At 62.5% G+C, this 25,647-nt stretch carries 15 protein-coding genes and 1 pseudogene; 10 read left to right on the top strand and 6 right to left on the bottom strand.

The window, feature by feature from the left end; all coding sequences use genetic code 11:
- Nucleotides 1-52: 52 nt before the first annotated feature.
- Together QW379_08280 and QW379_08285 are read right to left on the bottom strand one after the other, a co-directional pair.
- Complete coding sequence (locus tag QW379_08280) at nt 53-5,818, bottom strand: Ig-like domain-containing protein (protein ID MEM2870398.1); 5,766 nt, start codon at nt 5,816-5,818, stop codon at nt 53-55.
- Between the two features lie 43 nt (nt 5,819-5,861).
- Complete coding sequence (locus tag QW379_08285) at nt 5,862-7,001, bottom strand: hypothetical protein (GenBank protein ID MEM2870399.1); 1,140 nt, start codon at nt 6,999-7,001, stop codon at nt 5,862-5,864.
- A gap of 153 nt (nt 7,002-7,154) precedes the next feature.
- On the opposite strand from QW379_08285, the gene QW379_08290 reads away from it, so the two are divergent.
- On the top strand, nt 7,155-8,537 hold the full coding sequence (locus QW379_08290; protein MEM2870400.1) for a hypothetical protein: 1,383 nt from the start codon (nt 7,155-7,157) through the stop codon (nt 8,535-8,537).
- A gap of 23 nt (nt 8,538-8,560) precedes the next feature.
- Here the strand turns inward: QW379_08290 and QW379_08295 are convergent, their stop codons facing one another.
- Together QW379_08295 and QW379_08300 are read right to left on the bottom strand one after the other, a co-directional pair.
- Nucleotides 8,561-9,085 (bottom strand): helix-turn-helix domain-containing protein, encoded by a 525-nt coding sequence (locus QW379_08295; GenBank protein MEM2870401.1) that lies wholly within the window; start codon nt 9,083-9,085, stop codon nt 8,561-8,563.
- Between the two features lie 11 nt (nt 9,086-9,096).
- Nucleotides 9,097-9,384 carry a hypothetical protein gene (locus QW379_08300; protein MEM2870402.1) on the bottom strand — a complete coding sequence of 96 codons (288 nt, stop codon included), beginning with the start codon at nt 9,382-9,384 and terminating at the stop codon, nt 9,097-9,099.
- A 458-nt stretch (nt 9,385-9,842) separates the two neighbouring features.
- Here QW379_08300 and QW379_08305 point away from each other — a divergent pair, with 458 nt between their 5' ends.
- From QW379_08305 to QW379_08335, 7 genes and pseudogenes are all read left to right on the top strand, one after another.
- Entirely contained in the window at nt 9,843-11,750 is a 1,908-nt protein-coding gene (locus tag QW379_08305; GenBank protein ID MEM2870403.1) for a proton-conducting transporter membrane subunit, read from the top strand.
- On the top strand, nt 11,751-12,671 hold the full coding sequence (locus QW379_08310; protein MEM2870404.1) for a complex I subunit 1 family protein: 921 nt from the start codon (nt 11,751-11,753) through the stop codon (nt 12,669-12,671).
- Nucleotides 12,672-13,076, top strand: a pseudogene (locus QW379_08315) (NADH-quinone oxidoreductase subunit B family protein).
- A gap of 217 nt (nt 13,077-13,293) precedes the next feature.
- The gene (locus QW379_08320; protein ID MEM2870405.1) at nt 13,294-13,629 is read left to right on the top strand and encodes an NADH-quinone oxidoreductase subunit C; all 336 of its coding nucleotides are present in this window, start codon (nt 13,294-13,296) and stop codon (nt 13,627-13,629) included.
- The gene (locus tag QW379_08325) at nt 13,629-14,729 is read left to right on the top strand and encodes a nickel-dependent hydrogenase large subunit (GenBank protein ID MEM2870406.1); all 1,101 of its coding nucleotides are present in this window, start codon (nt 13,629-13,631) and stop codon (nt 14,727-14,729) included. Before QW379_08320 ends, QW379_08325 begins: the two co-directional genes overlap by 1 nt.
- Before the next feature lie 5 nt (nt 14,730-14,734).
- The gene (locus QW379_08330; protein ID MEM2870407.1) at nt 14,735-15,178 is read left to right on the top strand and encodes a 4Fe-4S binding protein; all 444 of its coding nucleotides are present in this window, start codon (nt 14,735-14,737) and stop codon (nt 15,176-15,178) included.
- 60 nt (nt 15,179-15,238) lie between these two features.
- Entirely contained in the window at nt 15,239-16,249 is a 1,011-nt protein-coding gene (locus QW379_08335) for a deoxyhypusine synthase (protein ID MEM2870408.1), read from the top strand.
- 127 nt (nt 16,250-16,376) lie between these two features.
- Here QW379_08335 and QW379_08340 read toward each other — a convergent pair whose 3' ends face one another.
- On the bottom strand, nt 16,377-18,290 hold the full coding sequence (locus QW379_08340) for a beta-CASP ribonuclease aCPSF1 (protein MEM2870409.1): 1,914 nt from the start codon (nt 18,288-18,290) through the stop codon (nt 16,377-16,379).
- A 117-nt stretch (nt 18,291-18,407) separates the two neighbouring features.
- Nucleotides 18,408-19,037, bottom strand: coding sequence for an archaeal proteasome endopeptidase complex subunit beta (gene psmB, locus QW379_08345; GenBank protein MEM2870410.1), 630 nt, complete (start codon nt 19,035-19,037; stop codon nt 18,408-18,410).
- A gap of 326 nt (nt 19,038-19,363) precedes the next feature.
- On the opposite strand from psmB, the gene QW379_08350 reads away from it, so the two are divergent.
- Nucleotides 19,364-23,038: a M6 family metalloprotease domain-containing protein gene (locus QW379_08350; protein ID MEM2870411.1), complete on the top strand. Its 3,675-nt coding sequence runs from the start codon at nt 19,364-19,366 to the stop codon at nt 23,036-23,038.
- Nucleotides 23,039-23,936: 898 nt separating this feature from the next.
- The coding region (locus tag QW379_08355) for a DUF2341 domain-containing protein (protein ID MEM2870412.1) at nt 23,937-25,647 on the top strand (1,711 nt) is incomplete at its 3' end.

Below are 25,647 nucleotides of genomic sequence, written 5' to 3' on the forward strand. Positions count from 1 at the left end.
CTTTCCGGTACATTGACGAACAAAGAATTATATATACATATTGGACTGGTCTCTATTCCTTATATTCCTTCTCACCCTTTTTCATTGAGAAAAGTGGAAGGCCGGAGATCGAGCTCTCCTGCTCGATCTCCCCGGCTTCCTCGTCCGAATCCGCTGTGGACGACGGGAGGGGCTTCTTCTTCCCGTGGCCGTCGCTCCCCTCCTCAGGGGGCGGGAGGGGGGACGGCCGCGCGGGCCCTTCGTCCGGGCCAGCGGGCAGCTCCGTGGCGCGGGTCCTCCTCCGATACAGCAGCACGGACGCGGCCGCCACCACGAGCAGCACAAGCAACAGATAGACCACCCAGGACAGGTCCGGGTTGCTGACCCTGACCCTGAAGCTCGCCAGCGCCGTGTTTCCCAGCTCGTCCACCGCGCGCACATCCACCCTGTGCTCCCCGTTGTCCGCCACGCCGGTGCTCCATAAGAACTCGTAGTTCCCCTTCGAAGGGGTGAAGAGCAGCTCCCTCCAGGCCCCTCCGTCCACACGGTACTCGTAGCTCACAACCCTGTTCCTGTCATTGATGCTGAAGACAACCGAGCAGCGGCCTACAAGCTCCGTGCGGGTCTCGAGCCTGATTGCCGGCGCGACATTGTCGACCCGGAGCAAGACGGCTCCCGAGGTCGTCTTGCCCGCGCGGTCGCGGACAAGAACGGTCAGGTTATGCTCGTATCCTTCGAGGAGGGCGGTGTTGACGAGAGCCTCCCAGCGCCCGGGCGTCCGAGTCGGGGAGGCCCTCCAGCTCCTGTCACCGAGGGACAGCTCGACGCTCACGACGCCGAGGTCGTCCTCCGTCCAGATGGTCAGGGCGGTCTCCCCGGACACATAGACGCCTTCGGCGGGCGAGTGGAGACCGAAGACCGGCTCCGCGTTGTCCACGAATACAGGGAGCTCCACGAGCGCCTCATGCCCGGCGGCGTCGAGCGCTCTCACCCTCAAAATGTGTCTGCCGGCCTCCAGAAGTGTCGTGTCGAGCTCCCTGGAGATGTCGCTCCAGGGGAGCCCGTCGACGCTGTACTCGACTTTCTGAAGGAATGCATCCGCAGCGCTCGCCTCCACCACCACCGTTCCGCAGAGGTAGTCGTTGATGCGGGGCGATGCGAGCGCGAGGGTGGGAGGGCGGTTGTCGACCCTGACCGTGAAGACGACGAGAGCGCTCCTCCCAGCGAGGTCCCGCGCCCGGACCTCAATCACATGCTCCCCGTCAGGAAGCTCCGTGGTGTATATCGGACAGCGCCATCGCGCCCCCTCTAAAACGCAGGAGTGCTCCGAGCCGTTGAAGAGCACCTCGACCCGGGCGATGCCGGCCCCGTCGGACGCCACCGCCTCAATCAAAATTTCTCCTTCTACGGTCTCGAGCGCGCGCGGCCGTGCGACCGTGACAATGGGCACCGAGTTGTCGACCGTGACGCTCACGCACCAGATGGTCTCGTGGCCCGCGCTGTCCGCGGCCCTCACGGCGAGCGTGTGCTGACCGTCCGCCACCACGAAGGTGTTCCAGGGCACCCCGATGGGGACCCAGGCGGAGCCGTCGATGCTGTAGCAGGTCGGCTCGAGGAAGATTCCACCCTCGTCCCGGACCTCGGCCTCCAGCGCGACCTCGCCGTAGACCACCGCGCCCTCACCGGGGCTCAGCACCCTCAGGACGGGCGCGTGGCCGTCCACGCTCACCGGCACCGCCGCGGTCTGGACGACGTGCCCGGCCACGTCTGTGACCCTCAGAATGAGGGCGTAGGTGAAGTCGGGCAGCCCGGCGCAGAGGAGCTCGGTCTCGTAGCGCTCCCCGCTGATTTGGGCCATGGTGACGCTCTGCACATGCGTGAGGTTCTCCCCCTCCAGCCTGTGGACACCCAGCTCCACCTCCGCCACGCCGACCGAGTCCTGCGCCAGCGCCTCGACCCTGACCCGGCCCTCAAGAAACTCGCCCGGCAGTGGCCGCAGGATGCGGCCGGCTGGGAGGCCGTTGTCCACGATGATTGTCAGGGAAACGGATGTCTCGTGGCCGGCTGAGTCCAGTGCCCGCACGTCGAGCCTGTGCCTGCCGTCCATGAGAGCGGTTGTGTTCAGCGGCAAGCTCACATCGAACCAGCCGTTGCCGTCCACGCTGTATTCCGTCCTGTCCAGATGGAGGTCGGAAACCTCCGCCAGCAACCTGAGCTCGCCGGAAACCACCTCTCCATCGCGCGGATGGATGACCACGAGCCTGCAGGCCGTGTTGTCTATTCTGAACTTCGTAATCGAGTGGGAGACATGGCCCGCGAGGTCGGTGGCAGTGATGTTGAGCACCGTCTCGCCGTCGGGGAAGACACGCGTGTCGAGAGCGGCCTCGTGGCAGCCCGTGAGATGGTTGAGTGCGAGTCTCTCAACGGCGTGGTTGGCTCCGGAGGAGAGAGAGAGCGTGGCGCAGACCTCCGCCAGACCCACAGCGTCCGAGACCGCCACCCTGAGCACGACGATGCCCTCGACGTATGTTCCGGCCTGAGGCTGGATCACGGCGGGAACCGACGGCGGCTGGTTGTCAACCAGCACGCTCCTCTCCTCGATGGTCTCGTGGCCCGCGGCGTCTGTCGCCCTGACCCTCAGGATGTGTTTCCCGTCGAGCACGCCCGTGCTGTCCCACTCGGCTCCCCCGGTGACCCGGCACCACGCGCCCCCGTCCACGGAGAACTCCAGCCTGTCGGGGAAGGCGTCGTCCATGGTGGCGGCGACATCCACGAGCCCCGAGACGATACCACCGTTCTTCGGCGCGCTGACCCTGAGGACCGGGGCGTTGTTGTCGATTCTGAACTGGCAGCTCGAGGAGCGCGTGTTGCCCGCCCTGTCGCAGGCCGTGACTGTGGCGCTCGCGTTACCGTCGGCATAGAGCTCTGTGTCCAGGGTGTACTCGTAGCATCCGCTTGCCCCGCTGAGGGCCATGCTGTCCACCGTCACCGTCCTCCCTTCGGGAAGGGACACCTGCAGGCGCACCCGCGAGATGCCGTTGATATCGTCGGCCTTTACCTTGAAGGTGTGCTGCCCCTCGAGATAGGCGCCGTCGCAGGGCGAGAGCACCGAGACAGAGGACGGGGGTGTGTTGTCCACGAGCACTCTCACAGAGACCTCCGTGCAGACGCGCAGGAACTCCTCCGGAGGGTTGTCGTAGGCCCGGAAAATTAGAGCGTGCGTGCCGTCCGCGAGGGCGTTGGTATTCAGGCTGCTGGTGTAGAGGCCGCCCGCGCTCGCGTCGGGGTTGAGCCGGGACCACGCACCCCCGTCGACGCTGTACTGGACCGATTGAATTCCCTCGGTGTCTGTGGCGCTCACCCGGAGGGTCGTCGCCCCCCCGATCACGTCCCCCTCCCCGGGCCCGATGACCACGAGACTTGGACGGGTCTGCACCTTCACGACAACCGAGTCGGACACTGGGTTGCCGTCGGGGTCGTAGACCACGGCTTTGATGAAGCGCTCCCCGTCGCCGAGCACTGTAGGGTCGAGCTGGACGACGAAACCCCTGTCCCCCGCACCTAGGTCCTCGGTGGTGTAGTCCGACGTCAGATACTCGCCGTCAACGAGGATGTCCATTCTGACGCCGCTGTCGTCGTCCTCGAAGTCCACCATGAACGTCATCAGACCAGAGTTGGTGACGTTCGCTCCCGGGCTGGGGGATAAAATCGAGACGGTGTTGAGGTGCCAGTTGTCAAACTCGAAGAGGCCCGCGTCGGAGGCGGAGCCGGCGGCGTTGAAGGCGGTAACGCGAATGGTGTGGTAACCGTCGCGGAAGCACGTGGTGTCCAGAACATACTCCCATCTCATGGTCCCCGAGTTCCACGACATCGTTCCCACCATGCGGTCGTCCACATAGACGCCCACGCCCGATGCGCCGGACGCACTGGCCGCGACGAGCACGCTGCCCCTGAGAGGTCCGCCGGTCGGCTGGAGAATGGAGACGCCGGTCGGCGGGGCGCCGGTCAGGTCGCCGTTGGCGACCGTGACCGACACGATTCTCCTGACGACTATGCCGTCGTTGTCGCGGGCCGCCACGGTGATGTCGTAGCGCCCGTCCGGAAGGGAAGTGGTGTCCCAGTAGCTCTCCCAGAAAATGGTCCCCGTCTGCTGGATCAGGGACGTCCAGGTGGACTGGCCGGATATCTGGAAGGCCACGGAGGTCACGTCGTTTGTCCCGGAGTCCTCGTCGTCCACCGCCACCCTGAAAATGTAGCCCGAGCCCTTCACCACCGAGCCCTCGGTCGGTGAAACAAGCTTGAGCCAGGGCCCCCCCATTTGCAGGAGTATCCACCCGGGCGCCACGAAGACCCCCTCCGCATACTCCTGGGTCTTCAGCTGGTCCATGTTCGCCGTCCGGTCCCACCAGTAGTCCTGCTGTCCGGAAGGAGCATCGGCGTCATGGAATCGGATGAGCATTCCAAGAAGGGCGGCGCCCTGCACGCTCAGGTCATGATCGGCATCGACCATGTACGAAGAGCTTGAGTTGTATGGGACGAGGAACTCGAACTCGTACCTGTCACTGGCTGTCCCGGGCAGGTTAACATACTTCACCTTCCCGTTTCCGTCCACATCGTCCGCTCCGCTGTCCGATTTCCACGTCGCGTCGAAAGTTGATGTGTTGATGTGCCCGTCCGTGAAAGCGCCGCCCCCCGTTACCTCGAAGTACTGCTCAAAGTTGGGGTATGAGTTGTCCAGAAGACCGTTTCGCGAGCCGTCTCCCGAATTGCCCTGCTCGAAGTATATCCTGAGGAAGTCCGAGTCGCTTGGCTGCGGGTCGCGGACCATGAGGCCGAAGTAGAGGTTCGAGCCGGCCGTGTCCTGTGTGATAAAAACCGTGGCACAGATTCCCCCTCCCCGGAAGTTGGTCAGCATTATGTTCCGGGTGTAGCAGTCGGCCCACCCGAAGTCGCCGGTGATGTCCCCGTCCAGGGTTGGGGTGCCGGAGCGGGCGAAGGTGGCGTACATCGTCCGGTCCTGCGCCCCGACGCCCAGCTGGAGGTCCGCGTAAAGGCTCACGTTACCGGGGTCCTTGCCGGTCCGGTCCCAGTAGTAGATCCTGCCCTCGTTGTGGAAGTAGACCTCCAGGAAAAAGCCCAGCTCGTCCGTTCCGGCGACGTTGAGATCCGACTCGATGGATGAGTCGTTTTTCGGGTTCAGGGGAATTTTGAGCTCCCTGTTGTAGTAGGGCCCCGCGACGCTCACGGCGTAGTCGAAGTCGTCCCAGCTTCCCTTGTCGGTCCCCGAGTCGTTGTTGTCGTAGACCCACCCTCCGGCGGACGAGTTGTAGTATCCGTCCCAGTACCTCCTGTTGGACGAGATGGCTCCCGCAACCTTCACGAAGTTCTCGTTTTTATCGGTCAGCCTGTCGTCGTGGGGGCCGTCGTAGCCGGCCGTGGCGCCCGCGCCCTCGTCGAAGTAAAGGGTAACATAGTCGTTGGACGAGGAGCTCGTGCATTTATAGACCAGTCCGACATAAAGATAGTCGTCGTCGTTCATCAGCAGGAGCTGGGCATATCTCGTGTTTGCGGGGGAGCCGAAGTCCGAGAGGGTTATGTTGCGCACGAACGCCCCGTCCCACTCCGTGGCGGGGGAGGTGCCCCTCGAGATCTGGCCGTCGATGATGACGTCGCTCGCGGCGTCGCCGTTGAAGAACGAGTATATCTGCCTGGGGTCCTCCGGCGAGGCCAGGGGGTCCACGTGGGCCTCGGCGCCCGGCATCAACAGAGGGAGCGCCGCAGCGAAGTATCCTGTAATAAGGCACAGCACCATGGCTGGACATGCGAGCTTTTTCACCATGTTTTCACCCCGTCAGAATGTCACGGCGGGAAAGAGAACCGGCTCACCGCCTCCTCCATAGAGCGACTGCCCCCGCCCCGCAGAGTGCGGCGATTATGAAGAGCGCCTCGAACCCCCCGATGCCCGACGCGGGAGGCTCGGTTATCTTCTCCACAGAGAGCTCGTGCTCCGAGAAGTGGGGTATGTAGGCCAGCACCTCGCAGCTCCTCTCACCGACCTCCACGCAGTACGCGGCCCGCTCCCTCTTCTCCAGCTGGTGGCGCACCAGCTCCTCCGCGCTCACCCGCTTCATGGTTTTGCCGTCAAGACTCGCGCGCAGCTGCTTCGCCTCCTTCACACCCATGGTCTCCCTGTCGATGCCTATCCTGAATATCATGCCCTCGGCGTACTCCGCCCTCACCACCACCTTCATCTTTCCGCTCCCGGCGGCTTTGACTGTCATGGAAGTCGAGTGGGCATAGCCCCACGAGCTCTCCATGTGGGAGCCGTTCGCCCCGACCATGTCTAACTCGCCGCCCAGCCGGCCCTCGCGCGCCATTTCGTGGGCCCGCAGCCTGAGTCCCTGCTCCCCGCTCGGCTGTACCCGGACCGTGAGGCTCCCGGCGGACTGGCCGAAGCTCACAAGGAGCTCGCTGCCGTTTATCTCGGAGTCCGCCCCGCCGACCAGAACCACCGCCTCGAGCGCTCCCGAGATTCTTATGTTGCCGGTGCTGTTGTGCTTCACCGCGGTCATTCCCGCGCCCAGCGTCAGACGCGCGGACATGTTCGCTCCCTGCATCTTGGTGATGTGCAGCACCGCCGCCGGGTTGTTGTGGGCCATTATGACCGCTGTGCTCCCGTTTACCCGGGCCACGGCACCGGACGCGCTCCAGCCCGTGCAGCAGAAGGGCTCCAGCGCAACGAATTCGAAGAGAACTGTACCTGAGTCCTGCACCGTGTAGTTCAGTATCGCCCCGTCCTCCACGCTGAAACCGATGTACCTCCCCGAGAAGGAGGTCTCGTTGAGGAGAATCTGGCCGAACATGTTGAGCTCCTGAGCCCTGTTCATCAAGGCGTTCCCAGCTGGGTCCTGGCCCGGACCCCCCGGGCCGGGCCCGTTGCCCGGCCCCGAGGCCGCGGCAGCCCCCAGCGCGAGCACGACCACGACAAATCCAGCGAACACTCCTGCCATCGCCCTTGCCATTCCTCACACCTCGGCCATCCCCTTCGCTCCCGCCAGATAAAGGGTTTCTGGAACAAACCTCTAAGATTGGAACAAATTTCTAACCGTCCCCGGAGACACTTAGAGGATTGTACCAAACCCATTATTAATTCCGGCGGCGAAATGACGGGACGGATGAGCGGAGGGGCAAATGAGGGGAGATGGGCGGCGATGATTCTCGTGGCTGCGCTGATTCTTGCCGCAGCGGTCTCCCTGCCCCGGCCCGCCTCCGCTCTGAGTCACTCGGAGAGTCCCTCGCAGGTCACGGTCGAGGGCAGGAACATCTCTATCGAAATATCCAGAGCCAGCCCCCGTCTCTACTTCCACGAGCGTGGCGCGCAGGGCGCGACGTTTCAGTTTGCCTACACACGCCTCCTCAGCTTCAACGACACGGGCGACGGGAGGTACCAGCCCGGGGAGCTGTCCTATTTCTGCAACCTCACAGCCGCGCGATGGAATTCCTCGGTCGAGGAGCGGGATGGCGGCGAGGGTGGGGAGGAGGTCCGCGTTGTTATGACCGCCTTGCTGGACATGACCGAGCACAGGGGAGGGTCCGCGGGCCGCTCCGGGGGCGAATTCCCCCGGGAGTATGAAGGCGGCCCGGGTGTGGAGGGGCGGAGTGGGGGGGCCGGGAAAACCGGCAACGGGACGGGGAGCGGCGGCGCCCCGGAACCCGCGGGAAACGGCACCGGTGGAGGTGGTCCGAGTTCTCCGTCCAACGCCACGGAGCCAGGCGGCCCCGGCTCCTCAGGAGGAGGAGGCGGGCCGCAGGATGGCAGGCCCGATGTCATTCCCGGCGCCGTGCAGATGACCGCGACTTTCCTGCTGAGGGAACTCAATTCCACATACGTTTCGGGAGGGGAGGTGCTGGTCCTCCACGGCGGGAGCGAGATGAAGATCTCGGTCGGGCTCGCCCTCAGGTCTCCTGTGCCGGGCACGCACATCGCGCTGGAGCAGTCGCTCGGTGAGGGGGAGGGAGAGATGAATGACGGGCGCTTCATCGTCCATGACGCGACGGGCCCCACAACCGCCCGCGGGTCCGAGAACGAGATGCAGGGCGGGAGGGAGCTGATGCACGTGTTCACCAGCACCGCCCGCGAGCAGCAGAGGATAACCTACTGCGATTCGGACGGAACGGACAGGGGCTACCTCACCTGGACGCGCACCGTTGAGGCCCCCGGAGGGCCGTCGTTGCTGGAGTGCTCCTACCGCACCGATGGGGTCTCTCTCAAGCTCTACTCCGCCTTCAGGTTATCCGCCACCACGGGGGAGTACTTCATCGACCCCACCGTCGGCGTGCTTCCGGGACCGCTCGCGGGCGCCGTCCACGAGCTCGAGGAAAGGCTCCTGAGCCACCGCTGGTCCATTCTGGCGGGACTTGCCGCCGGAATTGCGCTCGCCACCGCCGTCGTGGGCGCGGCCGGCCTGTGGCGGCGCGCCCGGGGCGAGGAGCTCGTTATTCTCGAAAGAAACCCCTACTACCGCGGAGGGGGCGGGGGTCGGGGCCCTCCCCCGTGATTGTTCTCCCGGTCCGACTCAATTCATCTGCGCGAGACCCAGGCCGCCACGAAGCTCTCGACGAGCTCGTCGAGGAAGCTCCTGCGGTAGGTTATCAGGAGGTCCGCGACCTTCTCGGGCTCGACCACCTCGAACCGGGTCTCGCGCCCCTCCCTCCTCGAGACCAGCACCCCCGCCTCGACCATTCTCTTAAGATGATAGGATATCGTGGGGCCGCTGACGGAGAAGCTGGCCAGAATCTCGCCGTGGGTCGCGCCCGGTTTGCGAAGGAGAAAGAGGAGGATGCCCCGCGGCAGGTCCTGCCGGAGGAACGACAGGATGGCCTTCGACGCGGGGTCGAACCTGTCCCTCGGGTAGTAGCGGGTGTAGTGCTCCTCCTCTCTGGCCACGAGGATTTCCTTCTTCACCATATATTTCAGGTGGTAGTCCAGCGCCCCAACCGGCATCCCGAGCGCCCTCTGGAGCTCCCTGAAGTGGACCCCCGGGTTGAGGGTGAGGTACTCGAATATCCTCTTTCTGCTCTGGAGCTCGAGGGTTCGTTCCTCCATTGCCCCTCCGTTCACCTCTTTCTCCTGACTCCCCTCGCCACCCAGAGGGCGATGATGATGAGGAGGAGGGTCAGGCTCACAGCGGGTATCAGGACATCGAGCTCCCGCGGGGCCTCACGTGAGAGGGCCGCCAACAGGACCTGATGGGCGGAGAGGGCGAGAGCCGCGGCGGAGACGCAGACCGGGAAGAGAAGGCGGAGGGATCTAGTGCGGGCGAGGGCGAGCAGGGCGAGAATCAGGAGGGCTGCCGAGAGCACCAGCGCCGCTGAGGCCAGCGCGTCGCCTAGATACAACACCATGTGATCGGATATCACTATTCGGATAAATAAGATATACAGGTCTCATGAGAACTGCCCACCGCCCGCACCGGGCCAGCCTGCCCGGTTCGAGAACAGCTCTTCACTTTCACGGACTCCACTCGCCTGCGGGTCTCAACGAATGGTCTCATCGAACGATAAGAAACAATCCGAAGAACGAGCGGAGAGAAAGGACGTCCACGAATCGAGGTGGAGGAGGTTGAAAGAGGGCTCGAGGTGTGAGAAGAAAATGAGATCTGTAAACCTCTTTCGGCGCTGTCGGCGGGCCCCTCCATGTCGCCGCGCGAAACGCGCGGCACACCCGCGCCCCGCCCGCGATATGTGTGCGGGCGGCTTTTCACGGGAACGGACATGCGCCGCTCTGTCATGGCACATGTTATTCTCCCGCGTCAATCCGGCGTGTGACAAAATATTTATCGGCCTCTTTCAATGCCCCCATCATGCAGGGGTATGCAACTGCTGTCTGGTTGTTAATAGCTCTACCCGTTTTCATGGGTCTCCTCGCGCTCCCCTTCAAAAAAAAGGCCCACCTTCTTGCCATCGTCGGCGTCAACACCATCGTTTTAATATCTCTCTCCATCTTCCTCGTTATCGCGGTCTCGGCCGAGGGCATGGGCCGCGGCGATTTCCTCCGGGTGGACTCGAAAGAGCTCGCGCTCGCGCTGGGCCTGCCGGAGCTCTCGATTCACGAGCTGATTCTCTATCTCGACCTGGGCCTTCTGGCGTTCTTCGTCGCCCTCGGTCTTTATATAAAAAGTCCGGTGACATTCGCGGTTGCGATCTGCCAGCTGGTGCCCCTGGCATCCTTTGAGCTAAGGAACCCGGAGGCGCTCGAGACCTTCGCTTTCGCCCTCGACCACCTCTCGCTGGTTTTTGTCCTGATATGCTCGATTGTCGGCTCCATTATCGCAATCTACGGCGTCCAGTACATGGCCGACGAGAAGAAGCAGGGGGTCTTCTTTTTCTTCATCCTGACCTTCCTCGGCGTCATGAACGGCGCGGTCCTCTCAAACAACCTCATCTACCTCTACTTCTTTTGGGAGTGCACAACCCTATGCTGCTACTTCCTCATCAAGCACGAGGGCGACCCCCTCTCCCTCTCAAACGCGAAATGGGCTCTCGAGGTCACGATAGCTGGCGGGGCTGCGCTCCTGATCGGCGCGTTCATGTTCCACCAATGCAGCGGGACCGCCAGTTTCTCGCTGATGGGGATCGTGGGGAAGGAGGGGCTCGCGGGCGCGGACGCCATGGTCGCGCTTCCGCTCTTCTTCTTCTCTCTCGCGGCCTTCACCAAGGCCGCGCAGGTACCCTTCCAGTCCTGGCTCCTGGGGGCGATGGTCGCACCAACCCCGGTCTCCGCGCTGCTCCACTCCAGCACGATGGTCAAGCTCGGCGTCTATCTCGTCATTAGAATTGCGCCCGTGCTACACCAGTTCCAGGAGCTCTCGCTGCTCGTTGCGATTGTGGGGGGTCTCTCGTTCCTCTCCACAGCGCTCCTGGCGATTCAGGAAAGGGGAATGAAGAAGCTCCTGGCCCTCTCGACCGTGGGCAACCTGGGCCTCATCATCATGCTCGCGGCCATCGGGACGCCGGAGGCCATCGCGGCCGCGGTGGTGCTGACGATATTCCACGCGATTTCAAAGGCCCTGCTCTTCCTCTCCGCAGGCGCCGTCCAGAAGCTGTTCGGGAGAAAGGACATCGAGGGCACGGAGGGGCTCTTCAGGAGAGCCCCGTCAATGTTCGGCGCCTTCTTCATCGGAATTCTGACGATGTTTCTGGCACCCTTCGGAATCTTCATTGCGAAATACACATCCATAGCCGAGTCCACCTCCAATCCGTTCCTCCTTCTGATGGTGCTGGTGGGGAGCATCGCGTGCGAGGTCTTCTATATCAGATGGCTGGGGAGGGCGATGGCGCTGACGGGGGAGGTGAGCGAGAAGAGGGTCTCGCCTCTCTACACCGCCCCGATGTGGACGCTGGCCGTCGGGGCCGTTGCGCTCTCTGTGCTCCTGCCCTTCTTCCTCTCCCCCCTCGTTGACCCCATCGCCGGTTTCCACAGACTCGAGGCGACCCTGCCCATCACCTATCTTGGCAGGGCCGGTGCGATACCGACCTTTGTGATCTTCCTCGCCCTCCTCCTCGGGATCGCCTACGCGACGATGGAGACGGGCGGAAAGAGGGTGAAGCCATACACCTGCGGCATGGAGGGCTACGAGCTCCAGCTCTCTTGCCCCTACTTCGAGAGCTATATCGACTCCGGCAAGGCGATGCTCGCAGTGGAGGTCGCCGGCATCCTGACTCTTCTCGCCGCGCTCGGCGGGGCTCTGGTCTCGGCGGGGGTGGTCTGAGTGGAGCCGCCCGAGGAGGTTCTGCTGACGCTGCTCTCGGTTGCGCTCTTCGTGCTCGCGCCCTTCCTCGGTATGCTCGCCATGGGTCTGGGCCGCAGGATCTCCGCCCGCATGCAGAACAGGGTCGGCCCGCCCGTGCTGCAGCCCTGGTACGACGTCGCGAAGCTGATGACGAAGAGCGACCAGTCCACAAACCCCGTGACCGGGACGATGGCCTTCCTCTTCTTCATCTTCAACGCCCTCGCGGTCGTGGTTCTGGTGACCCTCGGCGACCTCCTGATGGTGATTGTCCTCATGGGGACCGCACAGCTCTTCCTCTCGCTGGCGGGCTACGCGGGCAGCTCCCCCAATAGTCATCTGGGCGCAAGCCGCAACCTCCTACAGGTTCTCTCGGTCGAGCCCCTCATGCTCGCTCTCGCTGTGGCCGCGCTGCTCGTCAACGGGAGCTACTTCGTGCGGGAGCTCGCGTGGAGCAACGAGCTCCTGCTTCACTTCCCGATGGCGCCGGTGGTTCTCTTCTTCGCCCTCCTGGTCTGGATGCAGAAGGGGCCCTTCGACCTCTCCACGGCCCATCAGGAAATCGTCTACGGGCCCATGATAGAGCTCTCGGGGAAGAACCTCGCTCTCGTGGAGATCGGCCACTGGTTCGAGACCTTCGGACTGCTGGCCATCTTCTCCCTCATGTTCAACTCCGCCCCGCTACTGGCGCCGCTGCTCGGGTCCACGGGCGCGGTGGTGCTGGACCTCGTCCTCAAGACCCTGGTCGCCTTCATAGTGCTCATAGCGGTCATCTGGGTGGACAACGCCACGACCAGATCCCACTGGGACCGCCTCCCCAGGTTCTCGTTCACCTTTCTATGGCCCCTGGTTTTCATCAATATTCTGTTCATCTACTCCGCGCTGGTCTGGGGGTGGTGGTAGGTGTCCCTGCTGAGGTCGCCCTGGGTTCTCCACTTCTCATCCACGAGCTGCAACGGCTGCGACATCGAGGTCCTCGCGGCCCTGACCCCGCGCTACGACGTCGAGCGGTTCGGAATCGTGAACAAGGGGAACCCCAAGTTCGCAGATGTTTTGCTCGTCTCCGGAGCGGTGAACCCGCGCACCGCGCAGGCCCTGAGGAACCTCTACGAGCAGATGCCGGAGCCGAAGGCCGTCGTGGTCGTCGGGAGCTGCGGCTCGACGGGTGGGGTTTTCCACGACTGCTACAACGTGCTCGGAGGTGTTGACCGGGTGCTGCCAGTCGATGTCTACGTTCCGGGGTGCCCCGCGAGGCCTGAGGCGATAATTGACGGGGTGGTCAAAGCCCTGGGAATTCTCAAGGAGCGGCTGGAGAAGAAGGCGGCCGGAGCGAGCGGACCGGGGCGGGGGAGGTCCGGGGGAGCGGAGGGGGGTGGCGGAGGAAACGAGGGGGAGGAGGTGGGGAGGGGGCTTTCAGGGAGTGAGGGAAGGAGTGGGGGAGAGGAGAGAATCGAGGAAGAGCACACCTCGCCCGCGGAAGCGCGTGGCGTGGGAAGGAGCAAAGAGGCTGGTGGAGGTGGCGGGAATGATTGAGAACCTCCAGGTCGTTGAGAAGGGAGAGCTCAAGAAGGCGCTGAGAAAATTGAAGGAGGGCGGCCACAGGCTCATCACTATAATCGGCGCCGTTCGAGACGGGAAAATGGAGCTGACCTACGCCCTCGAGAGCGCGGACATGAGCTTCGCCGCCGTCAGGACGTCGTACCGCCTCGACGAAGAGATTCAGAGCGTGCAGGACATATTCATCAACGCCCTCCTATACGAGATGGAGCTGGTCGACCTTTTCGACGTGAGGGTGGAGGGCTGCGCGCCCGGCCTCCTGCTCGAGCCTGAGAAGAGGGGGCCTTTCAGGAGGGATGGGTGATGGCGGAGAGGTGCGTGACCCGCGTGCCCTTCGGGCCCCAGCACATCGTCCTGCCCGAGCCCGTCCACTTCGACCTCAGGGTCGAGGACGAGGTCGTGGTCGAGGCCGGCTTCAGGCTCGGTTTCGCCCATAGGGGCATCGAGAGGGCTTTCCAGCTCAGGGACATGTACAGCGCCCTCTTCATCGCCGAGAGGATATGCGGCATCTGCTCCTCCTCCCACTCGAACGCGATATCGGGCGTTCTGGAGAAGCTCTGCGGCATAGAGATACCCGACAACGCCCGGTACGTCAGGACTTTGATGGCCGAGCTCGACAGAATTCACAGCCACCTCCTGATTCTCGGCCATATCGGCGAGACGATGGGCTTCGAGAACCTCTTTATGCTTACCTGGAGGGACAGGGAGTTCGTCATGGACATGCTCGAGCTCCTCACGGGGAACAGGGTCAACCACGGAATGAACACCATCGGTGGGGTTAGGCGGCGGGTGACCTCGGCCGTCCTAAAGCAGCTCGGGGGGATGCTCGACGAGTTCGAGAGGCGCTGGCCCGCCCTAGCGGAGGTCTACACCAAGGACAGCGGGTTCATCCACAGGACGCGCGGGGTGGGCATCATACCCCGGGAGGTCGCGCTGGCCGCGGGAGTGGTGGGCCCCAACGCGAGGGCGAGCGGTGTGGATCTTGACATCCGGAAGAAGCACTACTTCGCCTATGGGGACCTGAAGTTCAGGCCCGTGAGGCTCGACGAGCCGAGGGGCGACGTCTACGACCGGGTGCAGGTCCGCGTGAGGGAGGTCAATGAGTCGCTCAGGATGGTAAGGGAGCTTATCGGGATGGTTGACGAGAACAAACCTTTTGCGGTGGAGAAGGGGCCGCGCAAGCTGCCGGAGGACGAGTGCTTCTTCAATGTGGAGGCGCCGCGCGGGGAGCTGTTCTACTTCGCCCGCGGCAACGGCACCGGAAAGCCCGCGAGAATAAAGGTGAGGACGCCAACACTGGCGACCCTGCGCGCGGTGATTATGATTCTCAAGGGCATGGAGATTCAGCACGTCCCCCTGACGGTCATCAGCATTGACCCGTGCATATGCTGCACCGAGAGGTGAGTTGAATGGGGATGTTCTCGCAGGCCATCAGCAATCTTTTCAAAAAGCCATTCACTAAACTCTACCCGGCGGAGAAGTATGAACCGATTAAGGACACCCGGGGGAGATTCGTGATGGACGTGACCAGATGCATTTTCTGCGGCCTCTGCGAGAGGAACTGCCCCGCGGCCGTTATAAAGGTGGACAAAGCGCGGAAGCGCCACGAGACCGTCATCAGCGGCTGCATCCTCTGCTACCGGTGCCAGGAGGTCTGTCCGAAGGGCTGCATATCATTCAGGGAGCACTATGCCCCCCCCACGGTGGCCCGGACCGCGCTGGTCCACGAGATTCTCCCCCGGGGGCAGGAGCCCGCCCGCGGAGCCGCGGTCGAGGAGAGAAAGGACGTCGAGGGTGGAACCGCCTGGGCCTACACAATTGAGCTCCCGCTTCCCGGCCCTGGAAAAGGGTGAGACCGCGGAGCCGGCCGAAGGATTGAAATCAGGGGAGCTCTTCAGGCGGGGTGTGGTGAATTGCGGGCCAGGAAGTTACTAAAAGGAGCCCGGGGGAACCCCCCCGTCCGGGACATCCGCCCCGCGCCGGGGATGAGCGCGGACGCCATAGTCCGGCAGATGGAGGGTGCGGGTGGCTTCACGGGCAGGCATCTGGCGGAAGGGGTAGGAATTCTAGAGGAGATGGTCTGCAGGGATGGGTGCCTGAGGTTCCTCTCCTTCCCCGCCTGCATCGTCGCGACTGGCTGCAGGGGAATTCTTGCGGACATGGTCAGGAGGCGGCTGGTGGACGTGATAGTCACCACCTGCGGGACCATTGACCACGACCTCGCAAGGGCGTGGGGCAGGTACTACCACGGCGACTTCGAGATGGACGACGCCAGCCTGCGCAGAATGGGCATCAACCGGCTTGGGAACGTTCTCGTGCCGGACAGGAGCTACGGCACTTTACTCGAAAGGCGGCTCCGGCCAATGCTCGGTGAGATATACGCGAGCGGCCTGAGGAGGCCCTCGACCCGGGAGCTCATCTGGGCGGTCGGAGAGAGAGTGCGCGACGAGGGCTCCATCCTCCACTGGGCGGCTCGGAACAGAGTCCCGGTCTTCGTCCCCGGAATCACTGACGGGGCCTTTGGCTGCCAGCTCTGGATGTTCTGGCAGGAGCACCGCGACTTCTCTCCCGACCCGATGGCGGACGAGCAGGAGCTTTCCGGGCTGGTTATGAAGGCGGAGAGCTCCGGGGCCCTGATTATCGGCGGGGGAATATCGAAGCACCACGTGATATGGTGGAACCAGTTCAGGGGCGGGCTGGACTACGCCATCTATATCACCACCGCGACGGAGCAGGACGGGAGCCTCTCCGGCGCCAGGGTGCGCGAGGCGATATCGTGGGGAAAGGTCAGGCCGGGCGCGAGGAGGGTGAACATCGAGGCCGACGCGACCGCGGTTCTACCCTTAATGTATGCCGCGCTCCTCGAGAGGCTGGAGGGGGAGCACTCCGGTGCGGGACGTTCTGTGAAGAGTAAACGCCGCTGATTCTCCATGCCGGCCCGGGAGGTGGGCCGACCTCCCCGGCGCGAACGTGGCCCGCGGCATCCGACTCGGCTCAGCTTCCGGGGCAAGAGAGTCTCCAGAACCGCTCCGGTCCCCCGGCCCTCCGCGGCTACCTCAGCCTTATGACCTCGAGGTTCGGCGGCGCTCGGGTCTCGACGCCGAAGCGTTTGTGCAGCGAGACCGCGAGGTCCAGGCACTTCGCCTCCTCCCCGTGGCAGACCACGACGCGCTCTGGCTTGGGCTGGATGTTCTGGACATAATTTATTAGCTGGCCGCGGTCCGAGTGGCCCGAGAAGCCGTCGACGGTCTCTATTGACATCTTGATGGGAATTGGGGTGCTCTTGCCGCCGCGCTCCGTGAACTGAATCTCCGACCATCCCCTCTGGATGCGCCTGCCCAGCGTCCCCTCGGCCTGGTAGCCCACGAATATCAGCGTGTTCAGGGGGTTGTCGCACCAACGCTTGAAGTACTCCATCACGGGCCCCCCGTTCAGCATGCCGCTGGTCGCGAGCACGATGCAGGGCTCGGGGTCGCTGCATATCCTCTCCCTCGCGTCCACGCTGTCGACCCTCTGGAATATGGGAGAGAGGAAGGGATTCTCGCCCTTCTGGAATATCTGGTTGCGCAGGTTGCTGTTCAGGTACTCGGGGTAAGCGGTGTGGATCGCCGTCGCCTCCCATATCATCCCGTCGAGGTGGACCGGGACCTCCGGCAGCGCACCGGTCCTGATATATTGCTCCAGGACGATCATCACCTCCTGAGAGCGCCCGACCGCGAAGACAGGTATCAGGACCTTGCCCTTTCTCTGGATGGTCCGGGCCACGATGGCCTGAAGCGCCTCCGCGGCCTCCCTCCTCGATGGCTGGTTGTCGTGGAAGCCGCCGTAGGTCGCCTCGATAACGAGCGTCTCGAGCCTGGGGAACTTATCGGCGGCGGGGTTGAAGAGCCAAGTCTTCTCGTACTTTATGTCCCCTGATATCGCGATGTTGTGGATGCCGTCTCCAATGTGGAAGTGGGCAATCGAGGAGCCGAGGATGTGCCCCGCGTTCTGGAGCGTGAGGCGCACGTCCGGCGATATGTCGGTGGTGTCGCCATAGTTCAGAGTGATGCAGTGCTTCACCATCTCCCTGACGAAGGCGGAGTCGAAGGGGCTCCTGCGGGCCTCGCTGTGGGCGACCTTCATGTAGTCTATCTGGAGCAGGGACATCAAGTCCCGCGTCGGCGGAGTGCAGTACACGGGACCGTCGTAGCCGTACTTGAAGAGCAGGGGTACGAGGCCTGAGTGGTCGAGGTGGGCGTGGGTGACGACGACGGCGTCTATGCTCTCTATTGGCAGGAACTCGGGGGCGTTTAGGAAGGGGGAGTCCTCCTCGCTCTGGGAGAACTTGACTCCGCAGTCCACTAGGACCTTGCTGTCCTTCGTGGTCAGGAGGTGGGCGCTCCGGCCGACCTCGCGATAGCCGCCTAGCGCGGATATCCGGAGCCAGTTCTCCCCCCTCGATATCTCGCGGTTGATTCTGCGCGCGATCTTCTTTAGCCAATCCTTCCTCTCCTCGCTGACCATCCTCAGGTAGCCCCGAATCTCGCCCACGGTCTTCGAGGGTATCGGCGGCGCCCGTACCACCTTTGGGGCCCAGCCGATTCTCTTCTTTATGTCGTTGAGCACGGTCCCGTGCTTCCCGATGGCCAGTCCCGGAGAGAGGGCCTCGATGGTGACTTCGCCTGTATCGGTGTCGAACCAGATGTCCTTGACCTCGGCCTCGGGGGGTATGATGTGCCTTATCTCCGTCTCCGCCCTGTCGGTGTCCGCGAGAATCGAGGGGTCGGGGCGTACCGAGACCCTGCGCCTGAGCGCCTGGGCGAGCTGGCGCACGATGTCGTTGTTATTCGCGAACTCCTCTAGGCTCTTCGTGTAGATGACCACAATCGGCCCCTCGAACTCGATGCTCGTCACCCTGACCGTCGGTGGAAGGGTGCTCCGCACAACCTCCCTCGCGTGGTGTATGAAGTCGTCGACTCCCATCTCGATGCACTACCTGTCCCGGCTGTAAAAAGGGACATTGAAGTGTGATACACGTGCCCGGGGCGCGCCCGCCTCAATCCGGGTCGGGCCGCCCGCCGGGCGCGAGGTGCATGAGGCTCAGTCGAGCCCAATCTTGTGCTTCCGCTTCTTGATTTCCTCTTCTGTCAGGAGTTTGAATCCCTTTTGGGTTATGACGGCGATGTCCATGCCGTCGCCCGAGGCCGCGTCCCGCTTCATCGCGGCCGTCAGGGCCCGAATCGCGAGGTCCGTGGCGTCCGCGACGGTAATGGAGTCCTTGTAGTGGTCCTCGAGCACGCCGTAGACGTACGGTGAGCCGGAGCCTGCCGTGACGAACTTGTCGGGAATGGAGCCACCGGCCGGGTCGAGCGAGTAGACATGCCCCCCGTCCTTGTCAACGCCGCCAATCAATAGCTGGACCCAGTAGGGGAAGTACCTCCTCCCCGCGAGTATGTTCGACATCAGGGTCGAGGCGGCCTTCACGCTCATCTCCGCATTGTGCTTCAGCCTGTAGAGCTCCACCTCGGCCTGCATGTATCGCGCCAGAATCTGTGCGTCCCCCACGAGGCCAGCGACGCAGAGCCCGAGCCTCTCATCGACCTTAAAAAGCTTTTGGGTTGCTTTATGGGCAATTAGAGTGCCCATAGTGGCGCGCCTCTCGCTCCCCAAGACGACGCCGTCCTTGCACACAATGCCCAGGATGGTCGTCCCCTTCTTCAGCTCGTCCATGCTCCCGCTCATTTCAGAAACCTTCCTTTCAATATATTATAACTCTTGCGTGAAGGGGATTTAAATTCCGCTATTTAATTATTTTGGATGCGAGCCCTGCCCATCGCCGGGTGCACCTCTCCCCCAACAATAAGCGCGATTGGGCGTGGAGGGCACAGAGGGCACATGAGGACGGGCGTGGGGCTCGGGCAGCCACGATGTAGCGGCCTCCGGCCCCAGCCCTTTCTCGGGCCTACGGCGATAACGGCAACGGTCCGGAAACCAATAGGCAGGGGTCTAGACGGTACCAAACAGAATAAATACACCCCTCTGAGATACAAGAGACGATGGCGAGGTGGGTCACAGCTATAGCGCTTGCTCTCCTCCTTCCACCTCTTGTGACCGGCGCCGGGGCCCGAGGCTGGTCGCTCCTCGGGGCTGAGCGATGCTTGGATGCTGGCGTGTCACAATCCGCGCCCACGCCTGAAGGCACAGGAGCGAGCGGTACTCCGGACAACTCCCTACTCGAAAATACCGAATGCGTGTCACAGATTCCCCCTTCCCGGGCTCCAGCTGGGGCCCGGGCTCCGAGGGCGGAAGTCGGGAGCGGGCCCGAGCTCGTCCCAGGAGACCCGCGTGTCTATGGTCGCTCCGCGCCCCCCGATCCCGGCGCGCCGATGGCCGTGCGTGGGCGCGCTCCCCCATCGAGCCCACGGATGATTGTGATTCTGATCGAGTTTCAGGACGTCAGGCACTCACCCGGAAGGGAGCCCGAATTCTTCTCAGACCTGCTCTTCAACTCCAGCCCCGGCGCGAGGAGCCTGCGCGGCTACTACTTCGAGAACTCCTATGGAAAACTTGAGGTCAGGGGCGAGGTGACGGCGGTCTGGTACAGGAGCGATAGCAATATGAGCTTCTACGGGGCCGACACCCTATCGGGCGTGGACAACGCAAACGGCCCGATTCACCGGCTCGTGACGGAGGCGGTGAGGAAAGCCGACGCGGAGGTTGATTTCTCCATCTTCGACACCGATAGGGATGGCTATATTGACTTCCTCATCATAATCCACGCCGGCCAGGGGCAGGAATCCTCATACCAGAACCGGGACACAATATGGTCCCACAGGTGGTACGATTACGACGAGCCCATTGTGGACGGCGTCGCCGCCGGCTTCTACACAATGTGCTCTGAGTTCTCTCCCATCGGCACCTTCGCCCACGAGCTCGGGCACGAGCTCGGCCTCCCCGACCTCTACGACATCGATGGCGACACACTCGGTGCGGGGAGCTGGGACCTAATGTCCCTTGGCTCGTGGCTCGATGGTGGCGCCACCCCATCCCACCTCTCGGCTTTCTGCAAGGTCAGGCTGGGCTGGATTGAGCCGATGGCTCTCACCGCCAGCTCAGAGAACCTCTCGCTTCAGGCGGTCGAGCTCTCCCCCTCGGTGTTGAAGCTATGGGTCGAGCCCCCGCACGAGTACTTCCTTATAGAGAACAGGCAGTGCATTGGCTGGGACGCCTTCCTTCCAGGTCCCGGCATACTGATCTGGCACGTAGACGAGAGGGCCGCGGACAACCGCGACCAGACTCTCAGGCTGGTGGACCTCGAGGAGGCGGACGAGGGCCTTAATGGCGACTCACCCGTCCAGAGCACCGACCCCTGGCGCGATAGCGAGGAGGGGTTCAACCCCGGCTCCTCCCCCTCCAGCTCGGCCAACTCGGGCCGGAGCACGGGCTGGTGGGTCTATAAAATCGGTCCCTCAGGCAACGTGATGGGTCTCAGCGTCCGTCACGTCGACTTTGATATAGCTGTCACAGAGCTCAGATACGAAGTCTTCACGACTGTGGCCTCCGTCCACAGAATCTTCGCGACGGTTTACAACCTCGGAGGTAGGGGGTTGAGGGACGCTCCGGTCACCCTGACCGTCATGGGCGGGAACACCTCCCTCTCGAGGACAGAGAAGATTGACTATCTGAACCCGGGGGTATGGAGGGAGCTGGCATGGGACTGGACGCCTGCGGAGACGGGCTTCTACTTTGTGACAGTCCTTGCTGCCTGCGCCGGCGACTCAATTCCCGAGAACGACTGGAGGAGCGGCCCTCTCAGAGTCATAGAGAGGCTCTTTTTCGATGACGTCGAGTCGGGCGTGGGAGGGTGGAGGGTGGGGTGCAGCGTCCCAGCGCTCCCTGGCCTCTGGCACATAGTTAGCGCCGGGGAACCGCACGGCGATGCCCACTCTCCCTCGCACAGCTGGTGGTGCGGCTTCAACAGGACGGGCCGGTACGCCCGGAGCGCGGGACCCATTGAGTTCTTTCTGGAATCTCCCCTGATAGACCTCACGGGCGTGGGCTCGGCCGCGCTGGCGGTCTATATGAGATACGACCTCACCCACGGCCTTCCATACGAAATCGTGTCGGATACCGGCCGCGTTGAGGTGAGCTCGAACCTCGGGGCGAGCTGGACGACCATCAAAGAGATCCGAGGGATGGAGCAGGCTTGGGGCCTTCACGTGTTCGACCTCGGTGGCTTTACGGGAGGACCGGTAAAGCTCAGGTTCACACTCCGCTCGAGTGCCCTCCTTCCCGGCCGCGGCTGGTGGCTGGACGACTTCACCGTCGTCGCATCGGGGGCCATCTATGAAGTGGGGCTCGGAGCGGTCCCCGCGCGCTCCTCTGTCTCTTCGTCAAACACTGCCCGGTTCAACATCACCGTTGCGAACGCGGGAAGCAGAGCCGACACGTACGACCTTCTCGTGGACGCTCCTGCCGAACTCGCGGTCTCGCTCGGGCGGCGCTCGATTCAGCTCCCCGTCTTTGGAATGGGCTCGGTCCCGCTCGCGGTCGCGGTCACGGGAAAGCTCGAGGCGGGGAGGGTGCTTCAAATCCGGGTCCAGGCGTCCTCAAGGGCGAGCCCGCGGGTCTCCGCGAGCATCATGATTGAGGTTGAGGTTATTCAGGAGCATGGTCTCGAGCTCTCGTGTGGGGCCGCCGGGGTTCGGGCGCTCCCGGGCGGGATAGCAAGGTTCCTAGTGAACCTGAGCAACACGGGCAACGGTGAGGAACAGGTTCGCCTCCGAATCTCCGGCAAATCCGCCGACATCGCATCCCTCTCCCCCACGGCAGTCTCTCTCGCTCCCTGGGCTTCAGAGTCGATCGAGGTCCTCGTCTTAGTCCCAGAGAATTCCACGGCAGGCGAGGCGCTTAGGGTCACCCTCTCTGCATCCTCAGCGAGCGCCTCGGCCTCCATTTCGCTCGAGGTTGTCGTGGAGCGCGTTTACGGCGTCACCGTAATCACCGGGACTGCCAAGATGGCTGCGAGACCCGGAGACACACTTCGCCTCACGCTCTTTCTCAGGAACACCGGGAACGGCGCCGACGAATTCGTCGTCTACTCCAGCTGTCCGGCGGGCTGGAGAGCACTGCACGACGCGGTCGTGTCGCTCGGTCCCCGCGCGGAGGCTGAGCTCACGGTTGAGCTAGAGCTCAGCCCGGAAACTGCGGAGGGCCGGCAGACGGTGTTCTTCACCGTCTCGGGCTCGGGAGGAACGAGTGATATGGCCGCCGTGGAGGTCGAGATTCTGCTTCCCGACCTCGAGCTCGCTGGCCTCTTCGTCGAGCCTCGGCTGATTGACGAAGGAGACTACTCGAGCGTTCGCCTGACCCTGAGGAATACTGGGGGCGCGGCGGCGCGTGGAATTTCGGTCCGTCTCTACGATAACGGTAGGGTGGTCAGGGAGTGGTTCATTGATTATCTCGGGCCCGGGGAGTCCCAGACTTTAAGCACCACCTTGAGACCCGGCCCCGGCCACCACCAACTCTATGCACAGGCCATGACCGACGACAAGGAGCTCTCATCCACCAATAATGTTGCGGAGGGGGAGCTCAGAGTCAGGAAGGCCGGGGGGCTCCTACCAGGGCTGGGCACGCTCGCGGCGCTGGCTGCGCTCGCCTCGGCCACCAATCTCATCGGGCGAGTGCGCGCCTCCGACCGGCTTCGTGGGGCTGAGCGGCCGGAAAGATGAAGGTGAGTGCCGGAGAGCTCCAATGCGAGACCCAGATAGCTTGAGCTGGCATTTGTCGGCCCATCCGGGATTATTAAATAGAACCCTATTTTTTAGCCCCGGCTATGCGGATGTTGATGAAAACCGGCCGTAGAGCCGTCTCTACCCAGTGTCAGGGGGCCATATAACCATATCAATGAGCTGTTCCGGGAAGTAAGTTTTCCGAAAGGACCGGATGCCCACTACAGCGATTGGGAGCTCGCTCGTGTCATCGCGCTCGCGTCGGTCGAGAAGATGGATAGTGAGAACGCGGCCTACAAACTCAGGACCATTATCCACTACTTCCCCTCACCCGATTTTCATTCCCGGATTGGAGGGCTCTACGAGATGGACTCTTTGAAGCGTTTCAGTGCGAATCTGGGGGCCAGCCGGCCGGCCAATGGGGGATTGAAGTCGCATACAGAACTCGAGAGCGTGACTTCGAAATACCTACGAAAACGCCGGATGTTTTAGCTGACTATGTAAGACCATGGAAGAGCTGGGGCGGCTGACCAATGTCCCGAGGTGGGCGCGGAACATGGCGAAGGTGCTTGTCGCACTGGACACAGGAGAGCCCGTTCTGAGGCTGGAGACAGTTCTGGGCATTCTCGTTAAACGTTTTCTCATACTCAGGCAAGAGGATAGGTCCAGCGGGAGCGTGGGGCGAATCGGGAAATTTACGGCGGATGGTTCTTATAAGATACGGTTGAGGCGGCCTATTATGTTGTGTAGGTTCTGAAGGCCCGCTAATTGGGCTATCGTTTTCATTGGAAATGGGGGCGCTTACGTCTGAGCTTCTAATCGTGCAAAATTATTTTAATGGCCAAATCGATTCATTAACGACTGATAGCGAGCGGAGGCTGAGCGGAGGTGATTGGGTATGAATTCATTGAATAGAGGAAACTCTTTCGCAGCACTGCTGATAACAAATCTCTTAATCGCCGGGCTCGCCAGCGCGGCGTGGACATTAGAAGAATTGGGAGAAGGGAGCGGCGCTGGAGCCCGCGAGTTCACACCTTGGTGGAACCTCCAGTGGCTGTTCCGCAGACCCGTCACGATTAGCAACACCGCGGGCTCTCAGGAGCTCTCAAAGTACCAGGTACTTATCAAAGTCACTTACGACAGCGACATGAAGAGCGACTTCTCGGACCTGCGCTTCGTCCGCTACGATTCCTCCTCAGACCAGCACATAGAGCTTCCTTACTATTTGGAGAAAAAGGTGGACGGAATAGGGGCAAATTTCACTGTCAGGGTGGACAAAATTCCCAGAGCCTCCGAAACGACCATATACATGTACTACGGGAACCCAGCCGCTTCCTCCAACTCGAGCGGCGAGGCCACCTTCGAGTTCTTTGACGATTTCGAAGACGGGGACGTCTCAGACTGGGTAATCACCAACGGCGACGGAATCAACAAGGCTGACAGCACAGCCCCCTATCAGGGCTCCTACTCCCACTTCGTCGACGCGGGGTCCGCGGACCTCAGGGTCAAGAAGAGCATAAACCCGCCGGTCTCGGTCCCCTATGTCTTCGAGGTAATGGCCATGGACACCTCAGCATACATGGCGCACAAGCCGGTCGGCGGAGGGAGCTGGGAGATTCTCCACCGGAGGGACGATGGGGGCAGGTACAAACCAGAGTGCTTCTTTGGCGGCACATTATATACCGGTCTGGGCAGCATGGATTTTGACCTGAACAAATGGTACCATCTGAAGATTATCCACACCGCAAATCAGGCCTGGTTCTCCTGGGAGGGGGGGACCTACGGGCCCTATTCCGACACCCTGACCCCCCTGACCGACATACAATTCACAGCCCAGAATTATGCAAAAGGGGCGGGCTATCAGGATCTCATGATAATCAGAAAATACGCCCAGCCGGAGCCGGAGGTCCGAATCGGGGACGAGGAGAACGCGATCAGGTTCCTGTCATTCACAGTTTCTTCCGGCGTGATTGACGAGGGCGATTGTGTGTGGCTGAACGCGACGTTTGAGAACCCGGCGCCTCTCAGCCTCGAAATCCCCGTCTCGTTCCACGATGGCGCCGACTTCCAGACCTCGAGCCTGATTCATTCTGAGAGGTTGACCCTCCCTCCGTCCGGAGAAAGAGTGTTTTCATATCTCTGGTACCCCACAGGCGGTCCGCACACCGTCTGGGTCGCGCAGATGGGGTCTCCCCTCGCATCCCGGGAGCTTTACGTCAACCGCTACCCGGTCTTGAGTCCGATAATGGACCAGGTCGCGAGCCAGGGAAAGAACTTCAAGCTGCTCATCTTCGCAGAGGACGCTGACGGCGACAGGCTCAACTGGAGCGAGGACTGCCCGCTGTTTGACATTATACCGCGCGGCGAGCAGAGCGCCGAAATCAACTTCACACCGACAAATGACGACGTCGGGAACTACACCGTCAACATCACCGTCTCTGACCCGCGGGGTTGCAAGGACAGCACGCGCTTCAAACTGACAGTGAAGAATGTGAACGATTATCCTGTCATCGAGCCTATTAAGGACCAGAGCGTCGCGCAGGACACGGAGTTCAGGTACAAAGCAAAAGCCTCGGACATTGACGAGAAGTGGGGCGACCACGTGACAT

Source organism: Thermoplasmata archaeon (assembly GCA_038851035.1).
In the GTDB taxonomy this organism is placed as follows: Archaea; Thermoplasmatota; DTKX01; order VGTL01; family VGTL01; genus JAWCLH01.

What these genes read in the sequence shown, in the direction of transcription:
- QW379_08350 (MEM2870411.1), top strand. Translation starts at nt 19,364, where the DNA reads ATGGCGAGGTGGGTCACAGCTATAGCGCTTGCTCTCCTCCTTCCACCT.
- QW379_08305 (MEM2870403.1), top strand. Translation starts at nt 9,843, where the DNA reads ATGCAGGGGTATGCAACTGCTGTCTGGTTGTTAATAGCTCTACCCGTT.
- psmB (MEM2870410.1), bottom strand. Translation starts at nt 19,037, where the DNA reads ATGGACGAGCTGAAGAAGGGGACGACCATCCTGGGCATTGTGTGCAAG.
- QW379_08285 (MEM2870399.1), bottom strand. Translation starts at nt 7,001, where the DNA reads ATGGCAAGGGCGATGGCAGGAGTGTTCGCTGGATTTGTCGTGGTCGTG.
- QW379_08290 (MEM2870400.1), top strand. Translation starts at nt 7,155, where the DNA reads ATGAGCGGAGGGGCAAATGAGGGGAGATGGGCGGCGATGATTCTCGTG.
- QW379_08330 (MEM2870407.1), top strand. Translation starts at nt 14,735, where the DNA reads ATGGGGATGTTCTCGCAGGCCATCAGCAATCTTTTCAAAAAGCCATTC.
- QW379_08295 (MEM2870401.1), bottom strand. Translation starts at nt 9,085, where the DNA reads ATGGAGGAACGAACCCTCGAGCTCCAGAGCAGAAAGAGGATATTCGAG.
- QW379_08325 (MEM2870406.1), top strand. Translation starts at nt 13,629, where the DNA reads ATGGCGGAGAGGTGCGTGACCCGCGTGCCCTTCGGGCCCCAGCACATC.
- QW379_08320 (MEM2870405.1), top strand. Translation starts at nt 13,294, where the DNA reads ATGATTGAGAACCTCCAGGTCGTTGAGAAGGGAGAGCTCAAGAAGGCG.
- QW379_08280 (MEM2870398.1), bottom strand. Translation starts at nt 5,818, where the DNA reads ATGGTGAAAAAGCTCGCATGTCCAGCCATGGTGCTGTGCCTTATTACA.
- QW379_08340 (MEM2870409.1), bottom strand. Translation starts at nt 18,290, where the DNA reads ATGGGAGTCGACGACTTCATACACCACGCGAGGGAGGTTGTGCGGAGC.
- QW379_08300 (MEM2870402.1), bottom strand. Translation starts at nt 9,384, where the DNA reads ATGGTGTTGTATCTAGGCGACGCGCTGGCCTCAGCGGCGCTGGTGCTC.